15 protein-coding genes are annotated in these 19,777 nt (G+C 73.1%); 2 read left to right on the forward strand and 13 right to left on the reverse strand.

Annotated features, from left to right (window positions below):
* Positions 1-176: 176 nt before the first annotated feature.
* Both CD790_RS20025 and CD790_RS20030 read right to left on the reverse strand, forming a co-directional pair.
* Positions 177-1,649, reverse strand: a complete 1,473-nt coding sequence (locus CD790_RS20025) for a lysine N(6)-hydroxylase/L-ornithine N(5)-oxygenase family protein (RefSeq protein WP_144384651.1) — start codon at positions 1,647-1,649, stop codon at positions 177-179.
* On the reverse strand, positions 1,646-3,160 hold the full coding sequence (locus tag CD790_RS20030; protein ID WP_144384652.1) for an aminotransferase class V-fold PLP-dependent enzyme: 1,515 nt from the start codon (positions 3,158-3,160) through the stop codon (positions 1,646-1,648). The genes CD790_RS20025 and CD790_RS20030 overlap by 4 nt, the downstream gene beginning before the upstream one ends.
* A 206-nt stretch (positions 3,161-3,366) precedes the next feature.
* Between CD790_RS20030 and CD790_RS20035 the strand changes: the two genes are divergently transcribed.
* The gene (locus tag CD790_RS20035) at positions 3,367-3,843 is read left to right on the forward strand and encodes a hypothetical protein (RefSeq protein WP_144384653.1); all 477 of its coding nucleotides are present in this window, start codon (positions 3,367-3,369) and stop codon (positions 3,841-3,843) included.
* A gap of 128 nt (positions 3,844-3,971) precedes the next feature.
* Here CD790_RS20035 and pepN read toward each other — a convergent pair whose 3' ends face one another.
* From pepN to CD790_RS20065, 6 genes are all read right to left on the reverse strand, one after another.
* On the reverse strand, positions 3,972-6,566 hold the full coding sequence (gene pepN, locus CD790_RS20040; protein WP_144384654.1) for an aminopeptidase N: 2,595 nt from the start codon (positions 6,564-6,566) through the stop codon (positions 3,972-3,974).
* 108 nt (positions 6,567-6,674) lie between these two features.
* Complete coding sequence (locus CD790_RS20045; RefSeq protein WP_144384655.1) at positions 6,675-7,040, reverse strand: chorismate mutase; 366 nt, start codon at positions 7,038-7,040, stop codon at positions 6,675-6,677.
* A gap of 9 nt (positions 7,041-7,049) precedes the next feature.
* Complete coding sequence (locus tag CD790_RS20050; protein ID WP_144384656.1) at positions 7,050-7,943, reverse strand: AraC family transcriptional regulator; 894 nt, start codon at positions 7,941-7,943, stop codon at positions 7,050-7,052.
* 91 nt (positions 7,944-8,034) lie between these two features.
* The gene (locus CD790_RS20055) at positions 8,035-11,211 is read right to left on the reverse strand and encodes an endo-alpha-N-acetylgalactosaminidase family protein (RefSeq protein WP_260867722.1); all 3,177 of its coding nucleotides are present in this window, start codon (positions 11,209-11,211) and stop codon (positions 8,035-8,037) included.
* Between the two features lie 192 nt (positions 11,212-11,403).
* Positions 11,404-12,096 (reverse strand): MBL fold metallo-hydrolase, encoded by a 693-nt coding sequence (locus tag CD790_RS20060; RefSeq protein WP_144384658.1) that lies wholly within the window; start codon positions 12,094-12,096, stop codon positions 11,404-11,406.
* Positions 12,097-12,358: 262 nt separating this feature from the next.
* Positions 12,359-13,192 carry a trypsin-like serine protease gene (locus CD790_RS20065; protein ID WP_260867723.1) on the reverse strand — a complete coding sequence of 278 codons (834 nt, stop codon included), beginning with the start codon at positions 13,190-13,192 and terminating at the stop codon, positions 12,359-12,361.
* A 232-nt stretch (positions 13,193-13,424) separates the two neighbouring features.
* Between CD790_RS20065 and CD790_RS20070 the strand changes: the two genes are divergently transcribed.
* On the forward strand, positions 13,425-14,351 hold the full coding sequence (locus CD790_RS20070; RefSeq protein ID WP_144384660.1) for a hypothetical protein: 927 nt from the start codon (positions 13,425-13,427) through the stop codon (positions 14,349-14,351).
* Positions 14,352-14,474: 123 nt separating this feature from the next.
* Here the strand turns inward: CD790_RS20070 and CD790_RS20075 are convergent, their stop codons facing one another.
* The 5 genes from CD790_RS20075 to CD790_RS20095 all read right to left on the reverse strand — a co-directional run bounded on the left by CD790_RS20075 (position 14,475) and on the right by CD790_RS20095 (position 19,605).
* Positions 14,475-15,170 carry an alpha/beta fold hydrolase gene (locus CD790_RS20075; RefSeq protein WP_144384661.1) on the reverse strand — a complete coding sequence of 232 codons (696 nt, stop codon included), beginning with the start codon at positions 15,168-15,170 and terminating at the stop codon, positions 14,475-14,477.
* Positions 15,171-15,306: 136 nt separating this feature from the next.
* Positions 15,307-15,777: a GntR family transcriptional regulator gene (locus tag CD790_RS20080; RefSeq protein WP_260867724.1), complete on the reverse strand. Its 471-nt coding sequence runs from the start codon at positions 15,775-15,777 to the stop codon at positions 15,307-15,309.
* A 92-nt stretch (positions 15,778-15,869) separates the two neighbouring features.
* Positions 15,870-17,171, reverse strand: a complete 1,302-nt coding sequence (locus CD790_RS20085; protein WP_144384662.1) for a ferritin-like protein — start codon at positions 17,169-17,171, stop codon at positions 15,870-15,872.
* Positions 17,168-19,087: a GMC family oxidoreductase gene (locus CD790_RS20090; protein WP_144384663.1), complete on the reverse strand. Its 1,920-nt coding sequence runs from the start codon at positions 19,085-19,087 to the stop codon at positions 17,168-17,170. The genes CD790_RS20085 and CD790_RS20090 overlap by 4 nt, the downstream gene beginning before the upstream one ends.
* Positions 19,084-19,605 carry a hypothetical protein gene (locus tag CD790_RS20095; RefSeq protein ID WP_144384664.1) on the reverse strand — a complete coding sequence of 174 codons (522 nt, stop codon included), beginning with the start codon at positions 19,603-19,605 and terminating at the stop codon, positions 19,084-19,086. Before CD790_RS20095 ends, CD790_RS20090 begins: the two co-directional genes overlap by 4 nt.
* Positions 19,606-19,777: the final 172 nt, after the last annotated feature.

The raw sequence follows: 19,777 nt of genomic DNA on the forward strand, positions 1-19,777 counted from the left end.
GGCTGTGGGAGGGGGGTGGCCCGGCGGAGCGGGTCGCCCATGTGGCCGATCAGGTGCGGGATTGGGCGGTGGAGGCGTTGTGTGCGGCGTCGCGTCCCGCGGTGTGGCCGGAGTGTCCGGTCCATCCCGACTCCCATCCGTTGGATCCGGTGGTCAGGGGTGGGGTGGCGGTGTGGTCATGTCCGCGTTCGGGCGAGTCGGTCGCGCTGGTCGGGGAGTTGTCGGCCGGGTGTGGGGTCGAGGCCGAAGGTGGTGAACGCGGTTCGGGCCGGAAGCGGAAAGGTGGTCGTTCCGGTCAGTGAGTTGAGGATGGTGGCGCTGCGCCAGGCGGCGAGTCCGAGGTCGGGGGCGCCGATGCCGTGGGTGTGGAGTTCGGCGTTCTGGACGTAGACGGTTCCTTTGACGCTGGGGTCGAGGACGAGGCGGTGGTGTTCGTCGATGCGGGGGCGGTCGGAGCTGTCGCGGCGGATGTAGGGGGCGAGGGCGGCGAGGAGGATGTCGGCGCGGCGTTCGCGGTAGCCGGTGGCGAGGACGACGGCGTCGGTGGTGAGGCGGCTGCGGGTGCCTTGTTGTACGTGTTCGAGGTGGAGTTCGACGCGGGTGGTGGCGACGCGTCCGGCGGTGCGGACGATGACTCCGGGGGTGAGGACGGTGTCGGGCCAGCCGCCGTGCAGGGTGCGTTGGTAGAGCTCGTCGTGGATGGCGGCGATGGTGTCCCGGTCGATGCCTTTGTAGAGCTGCCATTGCTGGGGTAGGAGGGCGTCGCGTACGGGTTCGGGGAGGGCGTGGAAGTAGCGGGTGTAGTCGGGGGTGAACTGTTCCAGGCCGAGTTTGCTGTATTCCATGGGTGCGAAGGCGGGGGTGCGGGCGAGCCAGTGGAGTCCTTCGCGGCCGGCGGGCCGGTGGCGGAGCAGGTCGAGGAAGACTTCGGCTCCGGATTGGCCGGCGCCGATGACGGTGACGTGGTCGGCGGCGTGGAGGTGGGCGCGGTGGCGTAGGTAGTCGGCGGAGTGCAGGACGGGGACGGCGGGGGCGTCGGTGAGGGGGCGCAGGGGGTCGGGGATGTGGGGTTCGGTGCCGATGCCGAGGACGAGGTTGCGGGCGTAGGTGCGGCAGAGTGCTTCGGCTTCGCCGTCGGCGCCGGTCTGGGTGAGGTCGATTTCGAAGAGTTCGCGTTCGGGGTTCCAGCGGACGGCGTCGATGTGGTGGCCGAAGTGGAGGGTGGGGAGTTGTTGGCTGACCCAGCGGCAGTAGGCGTCGTATTCGGCGCGGTGGATGTGGAAGCGCTGGGCGAAGTAGAAGGGGTAGAGGCGTTCGCGGGCTTTGAGGTAGTTGAGGAAGGTCCAGGGGTTGCCGGGGTCGACGAGGGTGACGAGGTCGGCGAGGAAGGGGACTTGGAGGGTGGTGCCTTCGATGAGCAGGCCGGGGTGCCAGTGGAAGGCGGGGTGTTGTTCGTAGAAGGCGGTGCGGAGGCCGGGGATGGTGGAGGCGAGGGCGGCGAGGGAGAGGTTGGAGGGGCCGATGCCGATGCCGAGGAGGTCGAGGGGGGTGTCGCCGCCGGTGGGGTCGGCGGTCTCGGTGGTCTCGGTGGTCTCGGTGTCGTCGCCGGGGGTGGTGGGTGTGGTGGTGGGGTCTGGGGCGGGTGTCATCGGGCCGTGCTGCCTTCCACGAGTCTCAACAGGGCGTGCAGGTCGCTGGGGCGGGTGTGGGGGTTGAGGAGGGTGGCTTTGAGCCAGAGGCCGTCGGCGGTGCGGGCCCGGCCGAGGACGGCGTGTCCTGCGCGGATGAGGCGGCGGCGTACGGCGGCGACGGCGGTGTCGTCGGCGCCGGTGGGGCGGAACAGCACGGTGCTGATGGCGGGTGGGGCGTGCAGTTCCAGGCGGGGGTGGGCGTCGATGAGTTCGGCGAGGTGGTGGGCGGTGGCGCAGCAGCGTTCGACGAGTTGGCCGAGGCCGTGGCGGCCGAGGGCGCGCAGGGTGACGGCGATTTTGAGGATGTCGGGGCGGCGGGAGGTGCGGAGGGAACGGCCGAGCAGGTCGGGGAGGCCGGCTTCGGTGTCGTCGGCGGCGTTGAGGTAGTCGACGCGGTGGTCGAGGGGGGTGAGTGCGGTGTGGTCGGGGACGGCGAGGAGTCCGGCGGCGATGGGTTGCCAGCCGAGTTTGTGGAGGTCGAGGGCGATGCTGTGGGCGCGGTCGAGGCCGTGGAGGCGGTCGCGGAGGGTGTCGCTGAAGAGGAGTGCGCCGCCGTAGGAGGCGTCGATGTGGAGGGTGGCGTGGTGTGTGGCGCAGAGGTCGGCGATGGCGGGTAGCGGGTCGATGGCTCCGGTGTCGGTGGTGCCGGCGGTGGCGATGACGAGGGTGGGGTGGTGGGCTCGGGTGTGGAGTGCGGCGGCGAGGCGGTCGGGGTCGAGGCGGCCGGTGGGGGTGGGGAGGGTGTGGGGGGTGGGGAGGCCGAGGAGCCAGGCGGCGCGGTGGATGCTGTGGTGGGCGTTGGCGCCGCAGATGACCTGGAGGGGGGTGGGTCCGGGGTGTGCTTCGCGGGCGAGGAGGAGGGCGAGCTGGTTGGCTTCGGTGCCGCCGGTGGTGACGAGGGCGTCGGGGGTGCGGGCCTGGCCCGTGTGTGCGGGCCGGTCGCCGTGGGCGGACCGGTCGCCGTGGGCGGGTCGGTCGCCGTGGGCGGGCTGGCCCTCGTGGCTGGGCCGGTCGCCTCGGGCGGGCCGGTCTCCGTAGGCGAGGGTGGCGAGGGCGCGGCAGGTGAGGGCCTCCAGCTCGGAGGCGGCGGGTGCCTGGTCCCAGGAGTCGAGGGAGGGGTTGAGGGCGCTGACGGCGAGGTCGGCGGCGGCCGCGACGGCCAGGGGTGGGCAGTGCAGGTGGGCGGCGCAGTGCGGTTCGGCGGGGTCGGCGGCGCCGGCGGCGAGGGCGCTGATGAGGGTGTGCAGGGCTTCGGGCGCGCCGGTGCCGGTGTCCGGGAGGGCGGGTTCGGCGAGGGCGCGGACGTGCTGGGCGAGGGTGTGGGGGCCGCCGGCGGGGAGGGGCCCGGACCGCTCGGCGGCGCCGGTGGCGAGGGCGTCGAGGACGGTGTCGAGCAGTGGGCGGAGTGCGCGCGGGCCGGTGGGGCCCCCGGCGAGGAGGGCGTCGGCTCCTGGTGCCGGCACAGGCATGGTCGTGCCCCCTCTTCTTCGAGGGTCGGACGTGGCGGGTCGGGCGTCTCGGGGTGGGGCTGCGGGGCGGTGCGGGGAGGGAGCGCTACCGTACTTCTCCGCAGTTCGCCGCCGTTCTGCCTCACGCGGAGTCCACTCGTACGTGGTACGGCCTCGAGGATGGCGCGGCTTGGATCTGCTAGGAGCGGCACCGTACCCTTGTGCGCATGAAACTAGCCTTGGAACTGGGCCCGTTGAAGCCCGAGTGGCACGACCTGATCATTGCCTTCCTCTGCTTCGGCGTGACCTTCGGGCTGCTCGCGGGGGTGGTGCTGCCGAAGATCGTGCGGGTTCTGCGGGAGCGCGAGTCGGCGATCGACGGACGCCAGCGCAAGGCGGACGAGACGCGGGCGGAGGCCGAGAAGGCGCACGCCGAGTACCAGGAGCTGCTGGCGGAGGCGCGTCACGAGGCGGCGCGGCTGCGTCAGGAGTCGCAGGAGCAGGGTGCGGAGCTGCTGGCGCAGCTGCGGGCCGAGGGTCAGCGGCAGCGTGAGGAGATGCTGATTTCGGCGCGGGAGCAGATCGCGGCGGACCGGGCGCTGGCGGAGGCCGCGCTGCGCGCGGAGGTCACGGTGTTGGCGACGCAGCTGGCCGGCAAGATCGTCGGTGAGCCGTTGGACGATTTCGCCAGGGATCGGGCCTGAGCGGAGCGCGCTGAGCGGTCGCGTGCGGCGGCTGCCGCGCGGGGCGCGGTGCGTGGTGCGTGGTACCGGGGCGGTGGTGTGGGTCGGTTGACCCGTACCACCGCCCTTTGTCGTCTCGGCGGCGGGGCCTAGGCCGTCCTGTCGGGTGTCGCGGCGGCGCGTACGCGGAGGGCGCGGCGCAGGTCGTCGAGTTGGTCGGCGAGGCGCCGGCGCAGCGCCGGGGTGGGCGTGTGGGTGGGGTCGCCGTCGGGGGCGGTCTCGGTGCCGGTTTCGGGGCCGGTTTCGGGGCCGGCCAGGCAGGTCTCCCCCAGTCGCAGGGTCTGCTCGTCGACGGTGGTGGGGAAGGCGAAGCGGCCGACGGCTTCGGCGATGGCCGGGCCGCGGCGGGCGGCGAGGGTGACGGCGGCGGGGTAGTAGCGGGGGACGTAGGGGGCGAGCAGGTCGTGCTGCTCGGGTTGCCAGAAGCCTTCGGCGGTGGCGGTGAAGAGGTAGTTGGAGAGTTCGTCGGTGTCGAAGAGGGCGGCCCAGGCGGTGCTCTTGGCGTCGGCGTCGGGCAGGGCGGCGCGGCAGCGGGCGGCGCCTTCCTGGCCGGTGGCGCTGGAGTCGCGGGCGAGTTCCGCGTCGATGTCGGCGGGGGTGGCGGCGCCGAGGACGCAGAGTCGGGCGAGGATGCGCCAGCGGAGTTCGGGGTCGAGGGTGGGGCCGCCGGGGACGGCGTCTCCGGTGAGCCAGTGGTGGAGCTCGGCGGGGCCGGTGGCGGTGTCGACGAAGGTGCGGACGGCGGCGAGGCGGAGTCCGTGGCCTGTGCCGTCTTCGGTGCGGCGCAGCAGGTCGCGGCAGGTGTCAGCGAGGGTGGCGAGGGCGGTGGGGCGTTGGGCGGGGGGTAGGTAGCGGTCGGCGATCTGGGTGCGGGCGAAGGCGAGGACGCCTTCGACGATGGCGATGTCCGTCTCGTGCGGGAGGTGGGCGCGGACGGCGTCGAGGTAGGCGGTGGGCGGTAGGTGGGCGTCGCGGACCATGTCGCGGGCGGCGTTCCAGACGACCGCGCGGGTGAGGGGGTCGGGGAGGCCGGACAGGGCGCGTACGGCGGTGTTCCAGGAGGTCGGGTCGAGCCTGATCTTGGCGTAGCTGAGGTCGGCGTCGTTGAGGAGCAGCAGGTCGGGGCGGGGGCCGGTGAAGGAGAGGGTCACGGTGGCGGCGTCGGCGCCGAGGTCGGCCTCGACGCGGTCGCGGCGGACGAGCCGGTGTGGGGCGGCGGGCTGGTGGTCGTAGAGGCCGATGGAGACGCGGTGGGGGCGGGCTCCGTCGGCGCTGCCCTGGTGGTGGATGGCGGCGGTCCAGCGGTTGCCGTCGACGTCGATGTGGGGGGTGAGGGTGTCGACGCCGGTGGTGCGGAGCCAGCGGTCGGCCCAGGCGTGGACGTCGCGGCCGGAGGCGCGGGCGAGGGAGTCGATGAAGTCGGCGAGGGTGGCGTTGCCGAAGCGGTGGCGGGCGAAGTGGTCGTTGATGCCGGCGAGGAAGTCCTTCTCGCCGAGCCAGGCGACGAGCTGGCGGAGCGCGGAGGCGCCCTTGGCGTAGGAGATGCCGTCGAAGTTGAGCCGGGCGGCGGCGGTGTCGGGGACGGCGTCGGGGGCGGGGGCGACGGGGTGGGTGGAGTCGCGCTGGTCGGCGTCGTATCCCCAGCTTTTGCGGCGGACGCCGAAGTCGGCCCAGGTGGCGGTGTAGCGGGTGGCTTCGGTGAGGATCTGGAAGCCCATGTATTCGGCGAAGGACTCGTTGAGCCAGATGTCGTCCCACCATTCCATGGTGACGAGGTCGCCGAACCACATGTGGGCCATCTCGTGGGCGATGACCATGGCGCGGGTCTGTCGTTCGGCTTCGGTGACGGCGGAGCGGTAGACGAACTCGTCGCGGAAGGTGACGAGGCCGGGGTTCTCCATGGCGCCGGAGTTGAACTCGGGGACGAATGCCTGGTCGTAGGAGTCGAAGGGGTAGGGCTCGGCGAAGATCTCGTGGTAGCGGTCGAAGCAGCGCTTGGTGATGTCGAACAGTTCGTCGGCGTCGGCGTCCAGGTAGGGCGCGAGGGAGCGGCGGACGTGCAGGCCGAGGGGCAGTCCGCGGTGTTCGGTGCGTACGGAGTGGTACGGGCCGGCGGCGACGGCCATCAGGTAGGTGCTGATGGGTGGGGTGGGGGCGAGCCGCCAGTGTCCGCTGGTGGGCGGTCCGAGGCGCTGGGCGGTTCCGTTGCCGAGGACGGTCCACCGGGGTGGGGCGGTGACCGTCACCTCGAAGACGGCTTTCAGGTCGGGCTGGTCGAAGGCGGCGAAGACGGTTTTCGCGTCCGCCATGCAGCACATGGTGTAGAGATACGTTTCCCCGTCGGCGGGGTCGGTGAAGCGGTGCATCCCCTCCCCGGTGTGGGAGTACCGCATGTCGGCTTCGACGCGCAGTTCGTGCGCCCCTTCGGCCAGTCCGTGGAGCGGCAGCCGTCCGTCCGCCAGCGACGCGGTGTCGAGGTCCCGTCCGTCGAGGGTGGCTCGGTGCAGCACGGCGGGGTCGAGCTCGACGAAGGTGTCCACGCCGTCTTCGCGCGCGGTGAAGCGGAGGGTGGTGACGGATCCGAAGACCTCGTCGCCGCGCGTCAGATCGAGGTCGATGAGGTAGCGGTCGACGGTGAGGTGTCGGGCTCGGTTCTGCGCTTCGTCGCGCGTCAGTACGGACATGGGCCCATGCTGCCGTACGGCCCGCGGGCGACGCACCGGATTGCCCTGTGGGCGAAGCGGCGGGTCCGGGGCGCGCGGGCGCGCGGAGGGGTCGGGCCGGGTGTGTTCTCAGGCGCCGGCGGCGGGGCTCGTGTCGTCTTCGGCGCCGGTCGAGTTCGCGAGGGTTTCGTGGTGGCGGATGACCTCGGCGATGATGAAGTTGAGGAGCTTCTCCGCGAAGGCGGGGTCGAGCTTGGCGCTTTCGGCGAGCTGGCGGAGGCGGGTGATCTGGCGGGCCTCGCGGGCGGGGTCGGCCGGGGGGAGCTTGTGGGTGGCCTTGAGCCGGCCGACCTGCTGGGTGCACTTGAAGCGCTCGGCGAGCATGTGGACGACGGCGGCGTCGATGTTGTCGATGCTGTCGCGCAGCCGGCTGAGTTCGGCGGCCACCTGTTCGTCGATGCCGGGGCGGTCGGTTTCGGTCTCGCTGTTGTTCATGCGCAGAGCCTATGGGGAACGACCGTCGGTCGCGGAGTGTGACCGGATGGTGGGCGGGTGGTCGGGGTCGGGGACGCGGTCGGTGAAGCCGCCGGGGACGGCCTGGCCCTGTTGGGCGCGGAAGCGGGCGGGGGCGGTGCCGACGCGGCGGGTGAAGAGGCGGCTGAAGTAGGCGGGGTCGTCGTAGCCGACGCGGCGGGCGACGGCGGCGATGGGGAGTTCGGTGCCGATGAGGAGTTCCTTGGCGCGGCCGAGGCGGATGCCGAGGAGGTAGTCCTTGGGGCCGCAGCCGGCGCCGCGGCGTACGGCGGTGCGCAGTTCGGCGGGGGTCATGCCGTGGCGGGCGGCGTGTTCGGTGACGGAGAGGGGTTGGCAGGCGTCGCGGGCGAGGGCGGCCAGTACCGGGTCGCTGCCGGTGTCGGCGCGGGCGCGGCGCAGGGCGACGAGGAGTTCGTGGACGGCGGCGGCGGTCTCGACTTCCAGGTAGGGGTTGCCGTGGCGGGCGGCGCGGACGATGCGGCCGATGGCGGCGCGGGCGGTGGCGGTGTCGGAGAGGGGGACGACGGGGTGGTCGGGGTCGATGTAGCCGAGTTCGGTGTAGCTCGCGGTGGCGGCTCCGGTGAAGTCGACGAAGCTCTCGTCCCAGCAGGGGTCCGGGGCGTAGTGGTGCGGTACGCCGGGGGTGAGCCAGAGCAGGGCGGGGGCGGCCACGGGCCGGCGGGGGCCGTCGGGGCCGCGGAACCAGCCGGTGCCGGCGCTGATCACCACGGCGACGTGGTGGTCGAGGGTGCGTGGGCCGACGGCGGGCAGGGTGCCGTGTTGGAGTCCCACGCCGAGGCAGACCAGGCCGAGCCGGTGGTGGACCGGTCCGGGCGTGAAGTACCGCATCCAGGTGTGGTACACGCGCGCTCCCTCCTCCTGGCGCCACGCCGATCTTCATCCATGGGTGGGCGCGCCGCCAGAGGGAGGGGTCCGGGATGCCCCGGTTCGTCGGCTACACCACCTCCACCACGAGGAAGGCGTCCAGGGTGAACTCGGCGGTGCCGCTGTCGCCGGTCTTCCGGAGCCCCACCCATGCCTCCCCGTCGGGGGGTGCGGTGAACTCGTAGGCGTGGGTGGTCGGGGCGGTGGCCACCGGGAGCGGGGTCCGCTGCAGCTCGCGTGGGCCGGGCTCGTCGACGGCGGTGATCCAGGCGTACTGGCCGGCGGTCTCGTTCTCGTAGCGGAAGCTCACCCGGTAGCGGTGGCCGGGACGGAAGCGGACGGTGTGCGGGACGGTGCGGTAGACCACGCCGGTGTTCTCACCTCGCGACTTGAGCGATTCGCGGCCGTCGATGACGTCGTCGACGGCCTTGCCGTTCCAGCCGCGCTGGGTGTACGGGGCGTGGCGCTGGGCGATGTGGGTGCGCGGGTCGGTGGTGCCGCCCGCGTCACCCTTGACGAAGGGCCCCCAGCCCTGCGGCACGTGTTCGAAGTCCTCCCAGACCAGGGCGCCGGGCCGGGTGGGGCGCGGGGCGGGGACGATGCGCAGGTTGTCGAAGCGGACGCGGGCCTCGCCGGGTGCGGTGCGGAGGGTGAGGGTCACCGGGCCGCCGCCGGCGGGGACGGTGAACCAGGTGGTCAGGCGCTGGAAGCGGGTGCCGTGTTTGCGGTCGGCGGCGACGTGGTTGACGGCGGTGGAGGTGTCGGTCCAGTTCTCGGCGGTGACGCCGTCGGCGGTGTGGACGGCGAGCGTGGCGCGGCGCCGTTGCCCGGCGGTGGCGCCGACCTCGACCTGTACGGAGGCCGCGTAGGCGCCGGGGGCGAGGCGGGCCACGCGCTGGCCGACCTCGGCGGCCGTTCCGGCGTCGATGACCAGCTCGTAGTCGCCCAGCTCGCTGCGGTGTACGGCGGCCGGGCCGCGGACGTGCCAGCCGGTGAGCGTTCCGGAGTGGAAGCCGGGGTCGTGGAGCGGGGTGCCCTGTCCCCAGCGGGGCTCGGGCTGGGCGGGGGCCGGCTCGGGGTAGATCACGTACGGCTGGTCGGGGTCGGCGTCGATGGTCACGGTGTCGGATCGGACGGGCAGTTCGGCGATGTGTTCCCGGCCCTGGTCGGTCAGCCGGTAGAGCGTGACGGTGCGCCGGCCGGCCCAGCCGCGCGGCAGCCGCCAGCTGGTGGTGCCGCCCGTCGGGTGGTAGTGGTACAGCTTGGCGGGGTCGGTGGCGTCGCGCGGCTCCCAGGGCAGCAGGTAGCGGCCGCCGTCGTAGACGAGTCGTCCGTCGGTGGTGATGCGCCGGACGCCGTCCGCGTCGCCGACCGTGGTGCGGGTGGGGCCCTCGAAGGTGATCTCGTGGTCGCGCCAGGTGCGGACGGGGTACGCCTGGAGGTACTTGGCGGGCAGGCTGTCGGTCCAGATGAGGCGGTAGAAGGCGGTCCAGTCGGTCTTGCCGACCCAACCCTCGAAGTTGCCGGTGCGGGCGATGCCCAGCAGGGTGGGCCACTTGTCGGCGAAGACGTCCTTCTGGTGGTTGCGGAGGAAGCGGATGAGGCGGGAGTTGACGCCGCGTGAGGTGTCGGGGCCGTAGTCGGTCTCGGTGGCCCAGTGGGACCACAGCGCGGAGCGCTCCAGGCCGTGTCCCCATTCGGTGGTGACGCGCCAGCCCTGTGCGCGCAGGGCGCGCTGGAGGCGGTCGGAGGTCCAGCCGGACTCGCGGAAGACGTCGATGTAGAGGGTGTTCAGGGCGGGATCGGTCTGGGCGCGCAGGTCCGCGAACCTGCGGATGATGTCGCCGGAGACCAGGTCGCGGCGCTGGTCGATGCGGTAGGACTGGTCCAGCCAGTCCCACTGTGCGTCGGTCTGGTCCACGAGCGTCTCGGAGAAGGCGTGGGCGACGGGGTAGGACTCGGTGGCGTTGACGTGCACGCCGAAGTCGCTGTGCCAGGCGCGGCCCTCGCGGAGCAGGGTGTTGAGGTCGGCGAGGCCGCCGGCGCGCCGGTTGTAGTTGCCGGCGTAGTCGGGGTGGGCGGAGTCGTGGCCCTCCGACTGGTAGCCCTTGAGCAGGGTGTACTGCCGCAGGCCGTCGGTGGCCAGGCAGATCCGTTTGACGTTGTCGAGGGTGGCCAGGAACGGGTTGGTGGCCTGGCTGGCGAAGTTGAAGGGGATGTGGGGGACGACCCGCAGGTGCTGGTCGTCGGCGCCCAGCGGGTCGGTCATGATGTCGCGCAGCGCGATGGCGGCGTCCTGCCAGTCGATGACGCCGTCGCCGTTGCGGTCGCCGGTGATGATGACGGTGGCGTACGGCAGCGGTTCGGTCGCGTCGACGGGCGAGCCGGCGGCCCGGTGGGTCCACTGGCCGGGGCCCAGTCGGGCGACGGTGTGGCCGTCGACGACGCTGGTCTGCCGCCACAGCCGTCCGTTCTCCCAGGTGGTGCCGGCGGCGGAGGACGGCCTGTCCCAGACGGTGTTGGTCTCGACGGCCGCGGCGAGCCGGTCGGTGGCGACGACGGCGTACGCGCAGCCGAGGGGTGCCGGGTCGGGGGCGGGCGGCCGTCCGGGCGACCCGGCGGCGGCCACGGAGACGAGGGTGTCGCCGCTCTTCGCCTTGTCCAGTTCGACGCGGGCGGCGTAGAGCGTGGCGCCGGGTTGGTCGTCGCGCACGCTGAGCAGCGCGAGGCCGGGGAAGCGCAGGGTGCCGACGCGCAGCGTCTCGGTGTCGGTGACGCGGGTGACCCGCCAGTGCAGCCGGTCGCCGCGCACCCGGATCTCTACGACGATCTCGGTACCGCCGTCGAAGGCGAGGGTGTGGGTGACGCGGTCCGCGCGGGCGGTGGCGGTGACCCGCGGAGTCAGCTCGATGTCGTCGACGAGCACCGAGCGGACCGGCTCCGGCTGGCCGTACAGCGTGGCGCCGGTGGTGCGGTCGGTGTACGACAGGACGCGGGGGAAGCCCCGGTCGACCCGGACCTCCAGCCGCCGGGAACGGATCACGGCCTGGCCGCCGGGCGCGGCCGTGCGTCCCCGGCCGGGGCCGGCGCCGGTGCCGGCGCGGCCGGCCGCGAAGGCGTCGTCGTGCGGCGCGAGGGCGCCCAGTCCGGCCAGTGCCGTCGTGGCGACGACCGCCCTGCGGCTCGGCGGCCGGTCCCGCTCCCCCGCCCGCTCCCGCCCCTGCTCCGGTTCCCGGTATCCGCTCACCGTGCCCGCTCCTCCACCTCGCCGCCGGGTGTGTCGACTGCACACAGTGGGGCGGAGGCGGCGTGGGGGCCATGGACGGAGTGCGGCGGGTGTTGGACTCATGTCGGCTGGCGCCGCTCTCCGGGGCCGGTCGGCGGGAGCTCTGAGGTCAGTCGGTCGGCGGGACCTCTCGGGGAGCCGGTCGGCGGGAGCTCAGGGGAGTCGGTCGGCGGCCGCGCGCAGCGCCGCCCCCGCGCCGGAGGTGATCGGATCGCCGTGGCCGAAGCAGGCGGTCTCCACGTCCAGGGCGGCCTGGGTGCGGAAGGCGGCCGCCATCCGCTCCGGCTCCACGTTGAAGACGCCGGGCATCAGGTATTGGACGTTGGCGATGGTGTCGCCGGTGAACAGCACGCCGGAGGCGGGCAGATGGAGGGCGATGCTGCCGTAGGTGTGGCCGGGCACATGGATGACGCGCGCCTGCTCGCCCCAGTCGAGGGTGTCCCCGTCGGTCAGCTCGCGGTCGACCCGGACCGGCGGCGCCGGCGGCACCTGCGGGCTGTGCGCCTCGTACAGGGGCACCTCCCAGTCGGCCAGCTTGGGCTCCGGCAGCGGCGCGGAGCCGTCGATCACCGGCGCGTCGGCGGCCCCGGCCAGCACCCGGGCCCCGGTGGCGGCGGCCAGCGCGGCGGCGGAGCCGTAGTGGTCCTTGTGGCAGTGGGTGATGACGATGTCGCGGAGGTCCCGGGGGCCGGCGCCGAGTCCGGCGAGCGCGTCGAGGATCCGCCGCTCGTGCCCCGCCCAGCCCGCGTCGACGAGGGCGAAGCCCTCGGGGAGTCGTATGGCGTACGCCTGGCCGACTCCGAAGTTCAGCATCCATACGGCGTCGGTGACCTGTGTGATCTTCATGGGGCCGACTGTAGGGAGGGCGGGGCGGGCCGCCGAGGGGGCTCAGCCGGCCGCGAACACGCCGAGGGCGAACGTGTCGCGGCGCCGCCCCCGACCGGGAGGAAGGCCCGGCCGGGGGCGGCTGCCCGCGTGCGGTGAGTGTGCCGCGAGTGGGGGGTTGTGCGGGGTGGGGTGTGAGTCGGGTCGGTGGGTCGGGCGGGTCCGGTTGGGGCCGGGCCCGCCCGCGCGGTGTGCGTCGGGAGGGGGATCAGTCGGGTGGGGATCAGCCGCCGAGTTGGGCCGCCGCCGCCTTGATGTCCTTGGCGAAGGTGCTCACCTCGGCGTAGACGCCGGGGTAGTTGGGCCGGGCGCAGCCCTGGCCCCAGCTGACGATGCCGACCTGTATCCACTGGCCGGCGTTGTCCTTGCGGAACATCGGGCCGCCGGAGTCGCCCTGGCAGGTGTCGACGCCGCCCTGGGCGTAGCCGGCGCAGATCTCTTCGGCCGGGACCAGGCTGTTGCCGTAGGAGCGCTGGCAGCTGGCGTCGTCGACGAAGGGGACGGTGGCCTTCAGCAGATAGCGCTGCTGGCTGCCGCCCTCGCGCGCCGCTCCCCAGCCGGCGACCTGGAAGTCGCCGTTGTCGAACTCCTTGGTCTCAGCGATCTTGAGGGTGGGCTGGTTGACGGGCTTGGCGAGCTTGATCAGCGCCCAGTCCTTGCCCTGGCCGTCGTAGCCGGGGGCCTGGAGGACGCGGGTGGACTTGACCTTGATGGCGCTGGAGCTCTGCAGGTCGACCACGCCGGCGGTCGCGGTGATGGAGGTGTCGCTGCCGCTGCCGTCTACGCAGTGCGCGGCGGTGAGCACGAGCGTCTTGGAGTAGAGCGCGCCGCCGCACCCCATGGACAGTCGCACCATGAAGGGGTACTCACCCTGCGCGGCGCGTGTGCCGCCGACGACGGGCGGGGCCGCCTGGGCGCTGGCGGCGGGTGGGGTCGCCTTGGCGCCGGTGGCTCCGTCGGAGTGGGCGAGGGCGGTGCCGGGGAACAGGCTGACCGCGGCGAGCCCGACCGCTCCGGCTGCGAGAGATCTCTTGACGTGCTTCAGGATGTTCCGCAACGGACGTCCTTTCGTGGGGGGTTGAGCACATGATTGGCACGCACATGCCAACCAGTGGGTGTGATTATGTGGACGTAGTAATGGCGTGGCAAGGGTCGCGTTCCGGCCATGTCCGTTCGCCCACCGGACGGCGCGCGGCGGCGACGACGGCGAAGGGCCGACGGGGGCCGGCCGCGGGCCCATGCCGTCCGGGGCGGAGACGCGCGGCGCTCCCCGCCCTACAGTGGAGGGCGTGACCGCCCCGGGCATCGCCGTCGAGCACGGGTTCCCGCACCTCGCGACCGTGCGTTCGGCACTCACCGCGCTCTACCGCCGTCTGTCCTATGACACCGTGCGCACCTTCCCGATCAGCGTGTCCGCCGCCGAGGTGGCCTTTCCCGACGACGAGGACCTGTATCTCGGGGTGCAGCGCGTCGCCCGGGTCATGGTGCAGCACCTCCGGCTGCCCGACGCCCGCATGATCGTGAGCTTCCGGGAGATGCGGCACGCCGGCAACGTGGAGCTCGCCGCCGGGCCCGAGTACTTCATCGAGCTCAACTCGCGCTTCAAGGAGCACCGGCGGGACGTCGGCGCGGCCCTGGCCCATGAGGTGACGCACGTCTATCTGCACCGGCTGGGCCTGGAGCTCCCGGGGACCCGGGACAACGAGATCCTCACCGACACCGCCGCCGCGTATCTGGGCGCGGGCTGGCTGCTGCTCGACGCGTACCGCGAGTCCTCCGTCTCCAGCCAGAAGCTGGGCTATCTGACCCCGGAGGAGTTCGGATACGTCCTGGCCAAGCGGGCGCTGGTGTTCGACGACGACCCGGCGCCCCGGTTCACCAGCCCCCAGGCGTACGAGGCGTATGCGCAGGGCATGGCGCAGGCCCGCGACGACGCGCGGCAGCCGCCGCTGGTCGGCTGCGGCTGGTCGGGGCGGCGCCGGTACGCCCGGGACCGCCGGCGCGCCCAGGCGGATCCCCCACGGCCGGGCAGCCGCACGGGCGGTGGCCCGGGCACCGGCCGGGCCTTCGGCGGGGAGTACGCCTTCGAGGGCCCCGCGCCGCTGCGGGTCTCCTTTCCCTGCCCGACCTGCCACCAGCGGATCAGGGTCCCGGTGCGCGGCAGAGTCCGGGCCCGGTGCGGGCTGTGTCGCACGGTGCTGGAGTGCGACACCTGACGCGGTGTGAGCCCGTCGGACCGGGTGGCGTCGCCCTCGCGTCGCCGGCCCGGACGCCGCCGCCCCGACGTGGTCCGACCGCCGGCGTTGCCGGCGCCGGCCGTCGGGTGGGCCGTACGCGGCTCACGCCCAGCCGTCGAGGGCCTCCATGAAGCCGTCGAAGTCGTCGCGGTGCAGCGTGTGGCCGGCGCCCAGGACGGTACGGACCTCGAAGCCGCGCGACGCCAGCTCCTTCTTCAGCCCCTCGGAGACCAGCCGGCTCGGGTCGGCGGCCAGCACCAGGGAGGGCACCACGGGCCGCTCCGGCGTCCAGTCGGTCCGCTCGCTCAGCGGCAGGGTGTGCACGGTGGCCGGATCCCAGTCGGCGAGCGTGGCGACCTCGATGTCCACGTCCGCCTCGTCCCAGCGCGGGTTGAACGACCAGAGCAGTCGCCGCGACACCGTCTTGATCTGCGCGAAGATCGTCGGATCGAGCATCTGGGTGGACCTGTCGAAGGCCCACGCCGGGTCCGCGTAGACCGCTCGGGTGGGCCGCAGCCGGTCCGCGGCCAGTGAGAGGGAGAGCGCGCCGATCGAGTGTCCGAGCGCGAACTCGGCGCCGGTCGGCAGCGTCTCGACGAGGTCGTCGGCGAACAGCTCGATGCGGTACTCGCCGCGCTCGCTGGCGCCGTGGCCGCGCAGGTCGACACCGATGACGCGATAGCCCCGGTCGACCAGCGCGGGGGCGACCCGGTGCCAGGTGCGGTGGTCCGACATCAGGCCGTGCACCAGCAGCGCGATCCGATCGCCCGTGCCCCATTCGCGGGTGTGCAGTCGCATGAGTGCCGCCCTCCTGCCTCCGGTGCCCCCCGTAGTCTCCCAGGACCGCCGGAGGATCCACCGGATCCGGGCCGGGGTCGCACGGCCGTCAGCACCTGCCCGGTCGTGCGTTGCGAGGTCCCGCACCCGTGCCGCGCTACCCGACCCCGTCTCCCCGGTCGACCGCCGCCCCTTCGGCCGGGGCGGCTCCCCCCGCCGGCTCCGGCCCGTCGGCCGCTTCCCCGAGGCCGCCGAAGCGCTCGTCGAGGACCGAGCCGAGCAGCGCGGTGACGTCCTCGCGGTCGAGTCCGGCCGCTCGGGCCCGGTCCATCCAGGCCGCCAGCTCGACTCGCAGCGGTGAGCCGGCGGCCGCCTCGGGCCGCGCCAGCGAGCGGCGCACGAAGGTGCCGAGGCCCGGGCGCGGTTCGACGAGGCCCTCGCGCTCCAGCTCCCGGTAGGCCTTGAGAACGGTGTTCGGGTTGATCGCGGTCGCCGCCACGACCTCCCTGGCCGTGGGCAGCCGGTCCCCCGGCTGGAGCAGGCCCAGCCGCATCGCCTGTCTGGTCTGCTGGACGATCTGCAGATACGTGGCGACGCCGCTGCGGCGGTCGATGCGGTACTCGACCACCCGGACCCACCTTTCACTAATCAGCTAGTGGAATGATGTTGCGAGGCGATCGCTTCGGGTGTCAAGGGTCTTGACGAGGTATCAGTCGTCGCTCAGGGCGCCAGCCCCTCCGGCAGCGCCGCCACGCCCGGCGCCCGGGCCAGCTCCGCCCTGGCCCGCCGCAGCGTCTCGTCCGTGACCTCGAACGTCGCGCTGGCATGCAGCCCGCGGGCCCGCTTGTCCGGGTCCGGGTGCGGATTGCGGTAGAGCCGCTGGGAGAGGTCGCGCAGCCGCAGCATGAGGGGGATCGTGGTCCGCATCCAGCCGGGGTGCTCCTGGAAGGCGCGCTCCAGGGCGACGAGAAGGGTGGCGTAGCAGAGGTTGAAGTCCCGCGCCGCCTGGTACACCGCCGCGTCCCCGCGGAAGTCGGCCACCCTCGCCCGCGGGTCGATCGCGTAGGCGGCGCTCCAGTCGACCGGAAGGGTGGGGCCGCTCGGGCTGGACCTCGGGGTGTCGTGCGGTCCGTAGCGGCGCTGCCACAGGATCTCGTTGAAGCGGAAGTAGTGGGCGGGCTGACGGGTCTCGCCGAAGAGTCGGTCGTCGGTGTTCCAGATGGTGTGCGCTACGCCTTCGCCCTGGTGGGAGATGGACGTGATGGCCTTCAGGGCCGTCTCCAGGTCGTCGACCTGGAAGATCTCGCCGCCGGAGTTGTAGAAGTCCTGGGGCCCGACCTGGCGCTCCGCCGCGCCGGTGAAGACCTTCGCCTCCCCCAGCTTGTCGACCAGGTCCGTCAGGCCCTTGCGGATGGTCGCGTAGAACTGGCCGACGGAGGTCCAGCCGGACCCGGTGGAGCCACCGGAGCCCGCGCGGGGCGGTTCGGCGACGTACTGGGGCCGCTCGATGAAGAGGAAGGTGAGCAGCGCCCAGGGCGAGAAGTGCCACAGCGCGACGGGGACGTCGTCCCTGGCGTAGGGCAACCTGGCCGGATAGTTCCCGATGAAGCTCGAACCGGCCACCTTCGGGGTGCCGCCGACCGCGTTGAGCAGGTTGCCCACCAGCGCCATGTGGAGCATCTCCTCCAACACCACGCCGCGGATGGCGAAGTGGGCCTCCCGGTTGGCGCCGGGCGCCAGGGTGTACATCGCGGTCATGTACGGCGGGATGGTCAGGTGTTCCAGGGTCAGCGCGGCCTGGAGGAAGTGCCGTAGCTCGGCCAGGGTCTCCGGCACCTTGTAGGGCGGCTCCTCCAGTCGGAAGAGCGCGCTCGCGGGGCCCGCCGCGTCCAGGTCGAGGTCGGCGAACTCCGAGGGGGGTTCGGGGGTGAAGGGGGCGGTGTCGGTGGGGACGGGGTCGGGGAGGGCTGGGTCGGTGGGGGCTGGGTCGGCGAGGGCGGGGTCGACGGGGGGCTCGGTCACGGTCCCGCCTCCCTGGCGACCGGCTGCTCCCGACCCGCCGCACCGGCGGCGGAGAGCCTGACGGGACGGTGCATCGCGCTGAGGTCGCGATGGATGGCCTCGGCGCTGCGCAGCGCCAGCGCGGCCATGGTGATCGAGGGGTTGGAGGTGCCGATGGAGGGCATGCTGCCGCAGCCGACGGCGTACAGGTTGGGGTGGTCCCAGCAGCGCTGCCACTCGTCGACCACCGAGGAGCCGGGGTCGCCTCCCATGACATGGGTCCCGGCCCCGTGGCCCGCGCCGTGGAAGCTGAACTCGTGCTCCCCGTAGCGGAAGTAGCCGGGCTGGAAGGGCCCGGGCTTGTGCGAGGTGTGGTCCGTCGCGCCCAGCATCCCGAAGATCTTCCTTGCGAGCGCGGAGGCGGAGACCATGCTCTCCTTGATGTGGTCGGACAGGTCGTAGGTGAGGACGGGGCGCGGATCGCCGAGCCGGTCGCGGATCCCGGGGTCGATGGTGACGCGGTTGGACGGGTCGGCGCTCTGCTCGATCTCGAACTGCAGGGCGACCTGACGGCCGATCCGGTCCCCCAGGGCGACCCGCAGCTCCCTGCCGAACAGGCCCTTCCCGCCGGGCACCGGGCCCTCGCGCAACAGCCGGGCGACGTCGCTGCCGGGCGATCCGGCCGCCCAGCTCCAACCCCAGTTGGAGATGACGGCCCGGAAGGGGGCGCGCTTCCGGCGCGCCGCGCCGAAGCGGAAGCACTCCAGCGCGGAGGTGGAGCCGGGGCCTCGGAACGGCCCGACCTGCCGGCGCATGAGCGCCCAGGTGAGCAGCACCGGGTGGTCCATGAGGTTGCGACCGACCTGGTCGCTGCTGTTGGCCAGCCCGGAGGCGAGCAGCAGCCGGGCGTTCTCGATGGCGTGGGCGGCCAGCACCACCAGGTCCGCCTCGGCGGTGCGGGGCTCGGCGACCGGCGCCGCCGGGTCGTCGTACGCCTGGTACCGCACGCCCAGGATGCGGCCGCCCGTGCCCGACAGCACCCGGCTGACCACCGCCCGGGTGACGAGGGTGACGGTGCGGCCGAACCGTGCCTGGGTCTTGAGCGGGTTGTACTTCGCGTGCACGGGACAGATGGGTGTGCAGCTGGCGTTGCCGACGCAGCGCTCGCCGTAGTTGGGCAGGCCGGGTGACTCGGCCGGCCGGTATCCCCTGCCGCCGTCGTAGGAGGGGTTGGGGGTGCTGTTGCGGCCGTGTGGCGTGGTGACGACCTTCATGGTGAAGTCGGTGCCGCCGGCGACCGGGTCCTCGACGGTCCTGCCGTCCAGCCCTGCGGCGAAGCACCGGTCGACGTAGCTCCGCGGGATCTTCTCCATGGGGAAGACGTAGTCCGCGCCCACGGGGATGTTCGCCGCGTTCTGCTCGTCGGCGTCGCCGGCCACGCCGATGGCCCGCTCGGCCGCCTCGTAGTACGGACGCAGGGTGTCGTAGTCGATCGGCCAGTCGCGGCCGTATCCGTAGCGGGTCCGGGTGGCGAAGTCCTCGGGCAGCATCCGGGGGGTGAGCCCCAGCCAGTGCATGCCGGCGCCGCCGGATGCGCGGAGGTAGTCGCTGCCGTACGGAAGCGGCCCGTTCTGGACGAAGTAGCCGGTGGCGCGGTAGCCGCCGTGAGGGAGCCCTTCCAGGTGGAGGACGTCGGGCGAGGGCGCGGCCGCGTTGGGACGGTAGGGCGCGTTGGGCACCTTGGCGACCGCGCCGTGGAAGGTGTCCATCGCGTCGAGGTGGCCCTGCCAGGTGGCGAGGGTGCCGGTGCCGGCCTCCAGGAGCAGCACCCGCCAGCCGTGGTCGCCCAGCTCCTTGGCGACCAGGCTGCCCGCCATGCCGCCACCGACGATGATCACGTCATGGCGGTGCCGGTCGGGTTGGGGTCGGAAGATCATGTCGCGCCTCCGTCCGGTGGCCGGGCCGCCGCCGGGGACGGGCTCGGGTCGTCGGGCGCGGGGGCTTCCAGGTGGGGCGGGTCGGCCCAGGTGCCGAAGCCCGGCGGCTTGGCGCCCGGCGGGTGGCCGCCGAAGGTGCGCCAGACGAGGCCCTCGGTGTACGCCTGCGGGGAGACGACGAACTCCACGTTCGCCACCTCGCGCTCCAGGGCGGCGTGGACGCTCCGGGGCAGTCGGGGCCAGGAGCCCAGGTACCACAGGTAGGTGATGGCGCGGGCGATCTCGCGGCAGGTCTCGTCCTCGATCCGCGCGGGGTCCCGGCCCGCGTCGACGAGAGCGCGGACGAAGCGGTCGAAGTGCGGGCGGCCGACCTGGGCGAGCACGGTGTCCAGGTACGGGCGCGCCATGCCGGTGGCGTGCAGGTCGAAGGGGCGGAATCCGGTGAGGTGGGCGGAGATCCGGACGAAACCCTCGGCGTCGGCGGATGCTTCCGGAGGGACGACGGCTGCGTTGCTCATACTCCGCGACGATACATAACTCTCCGTGATCGCATGGGGAGGGAGCTGCGCCTGTGGATAACCGGGGCGGAGAACAACACGCGGCGCCCGCCCTCTGGTCGGGGATGAGGGCGGGCGCCGCGCTTCCTCTCCGTACGACGCTGTACGGCGGAGTCTGTACGGCCGGTACGGC

Origin of the sequence: Streptomyces sp. SAJ15 (genome assembly GCF_007595705.1) — a bacterium.
Classification (GTDB): Bacteria; Actinomycetota; Actinomycetes; order Streptomycetales; family Streptomycetaceae; genus Streptomyces.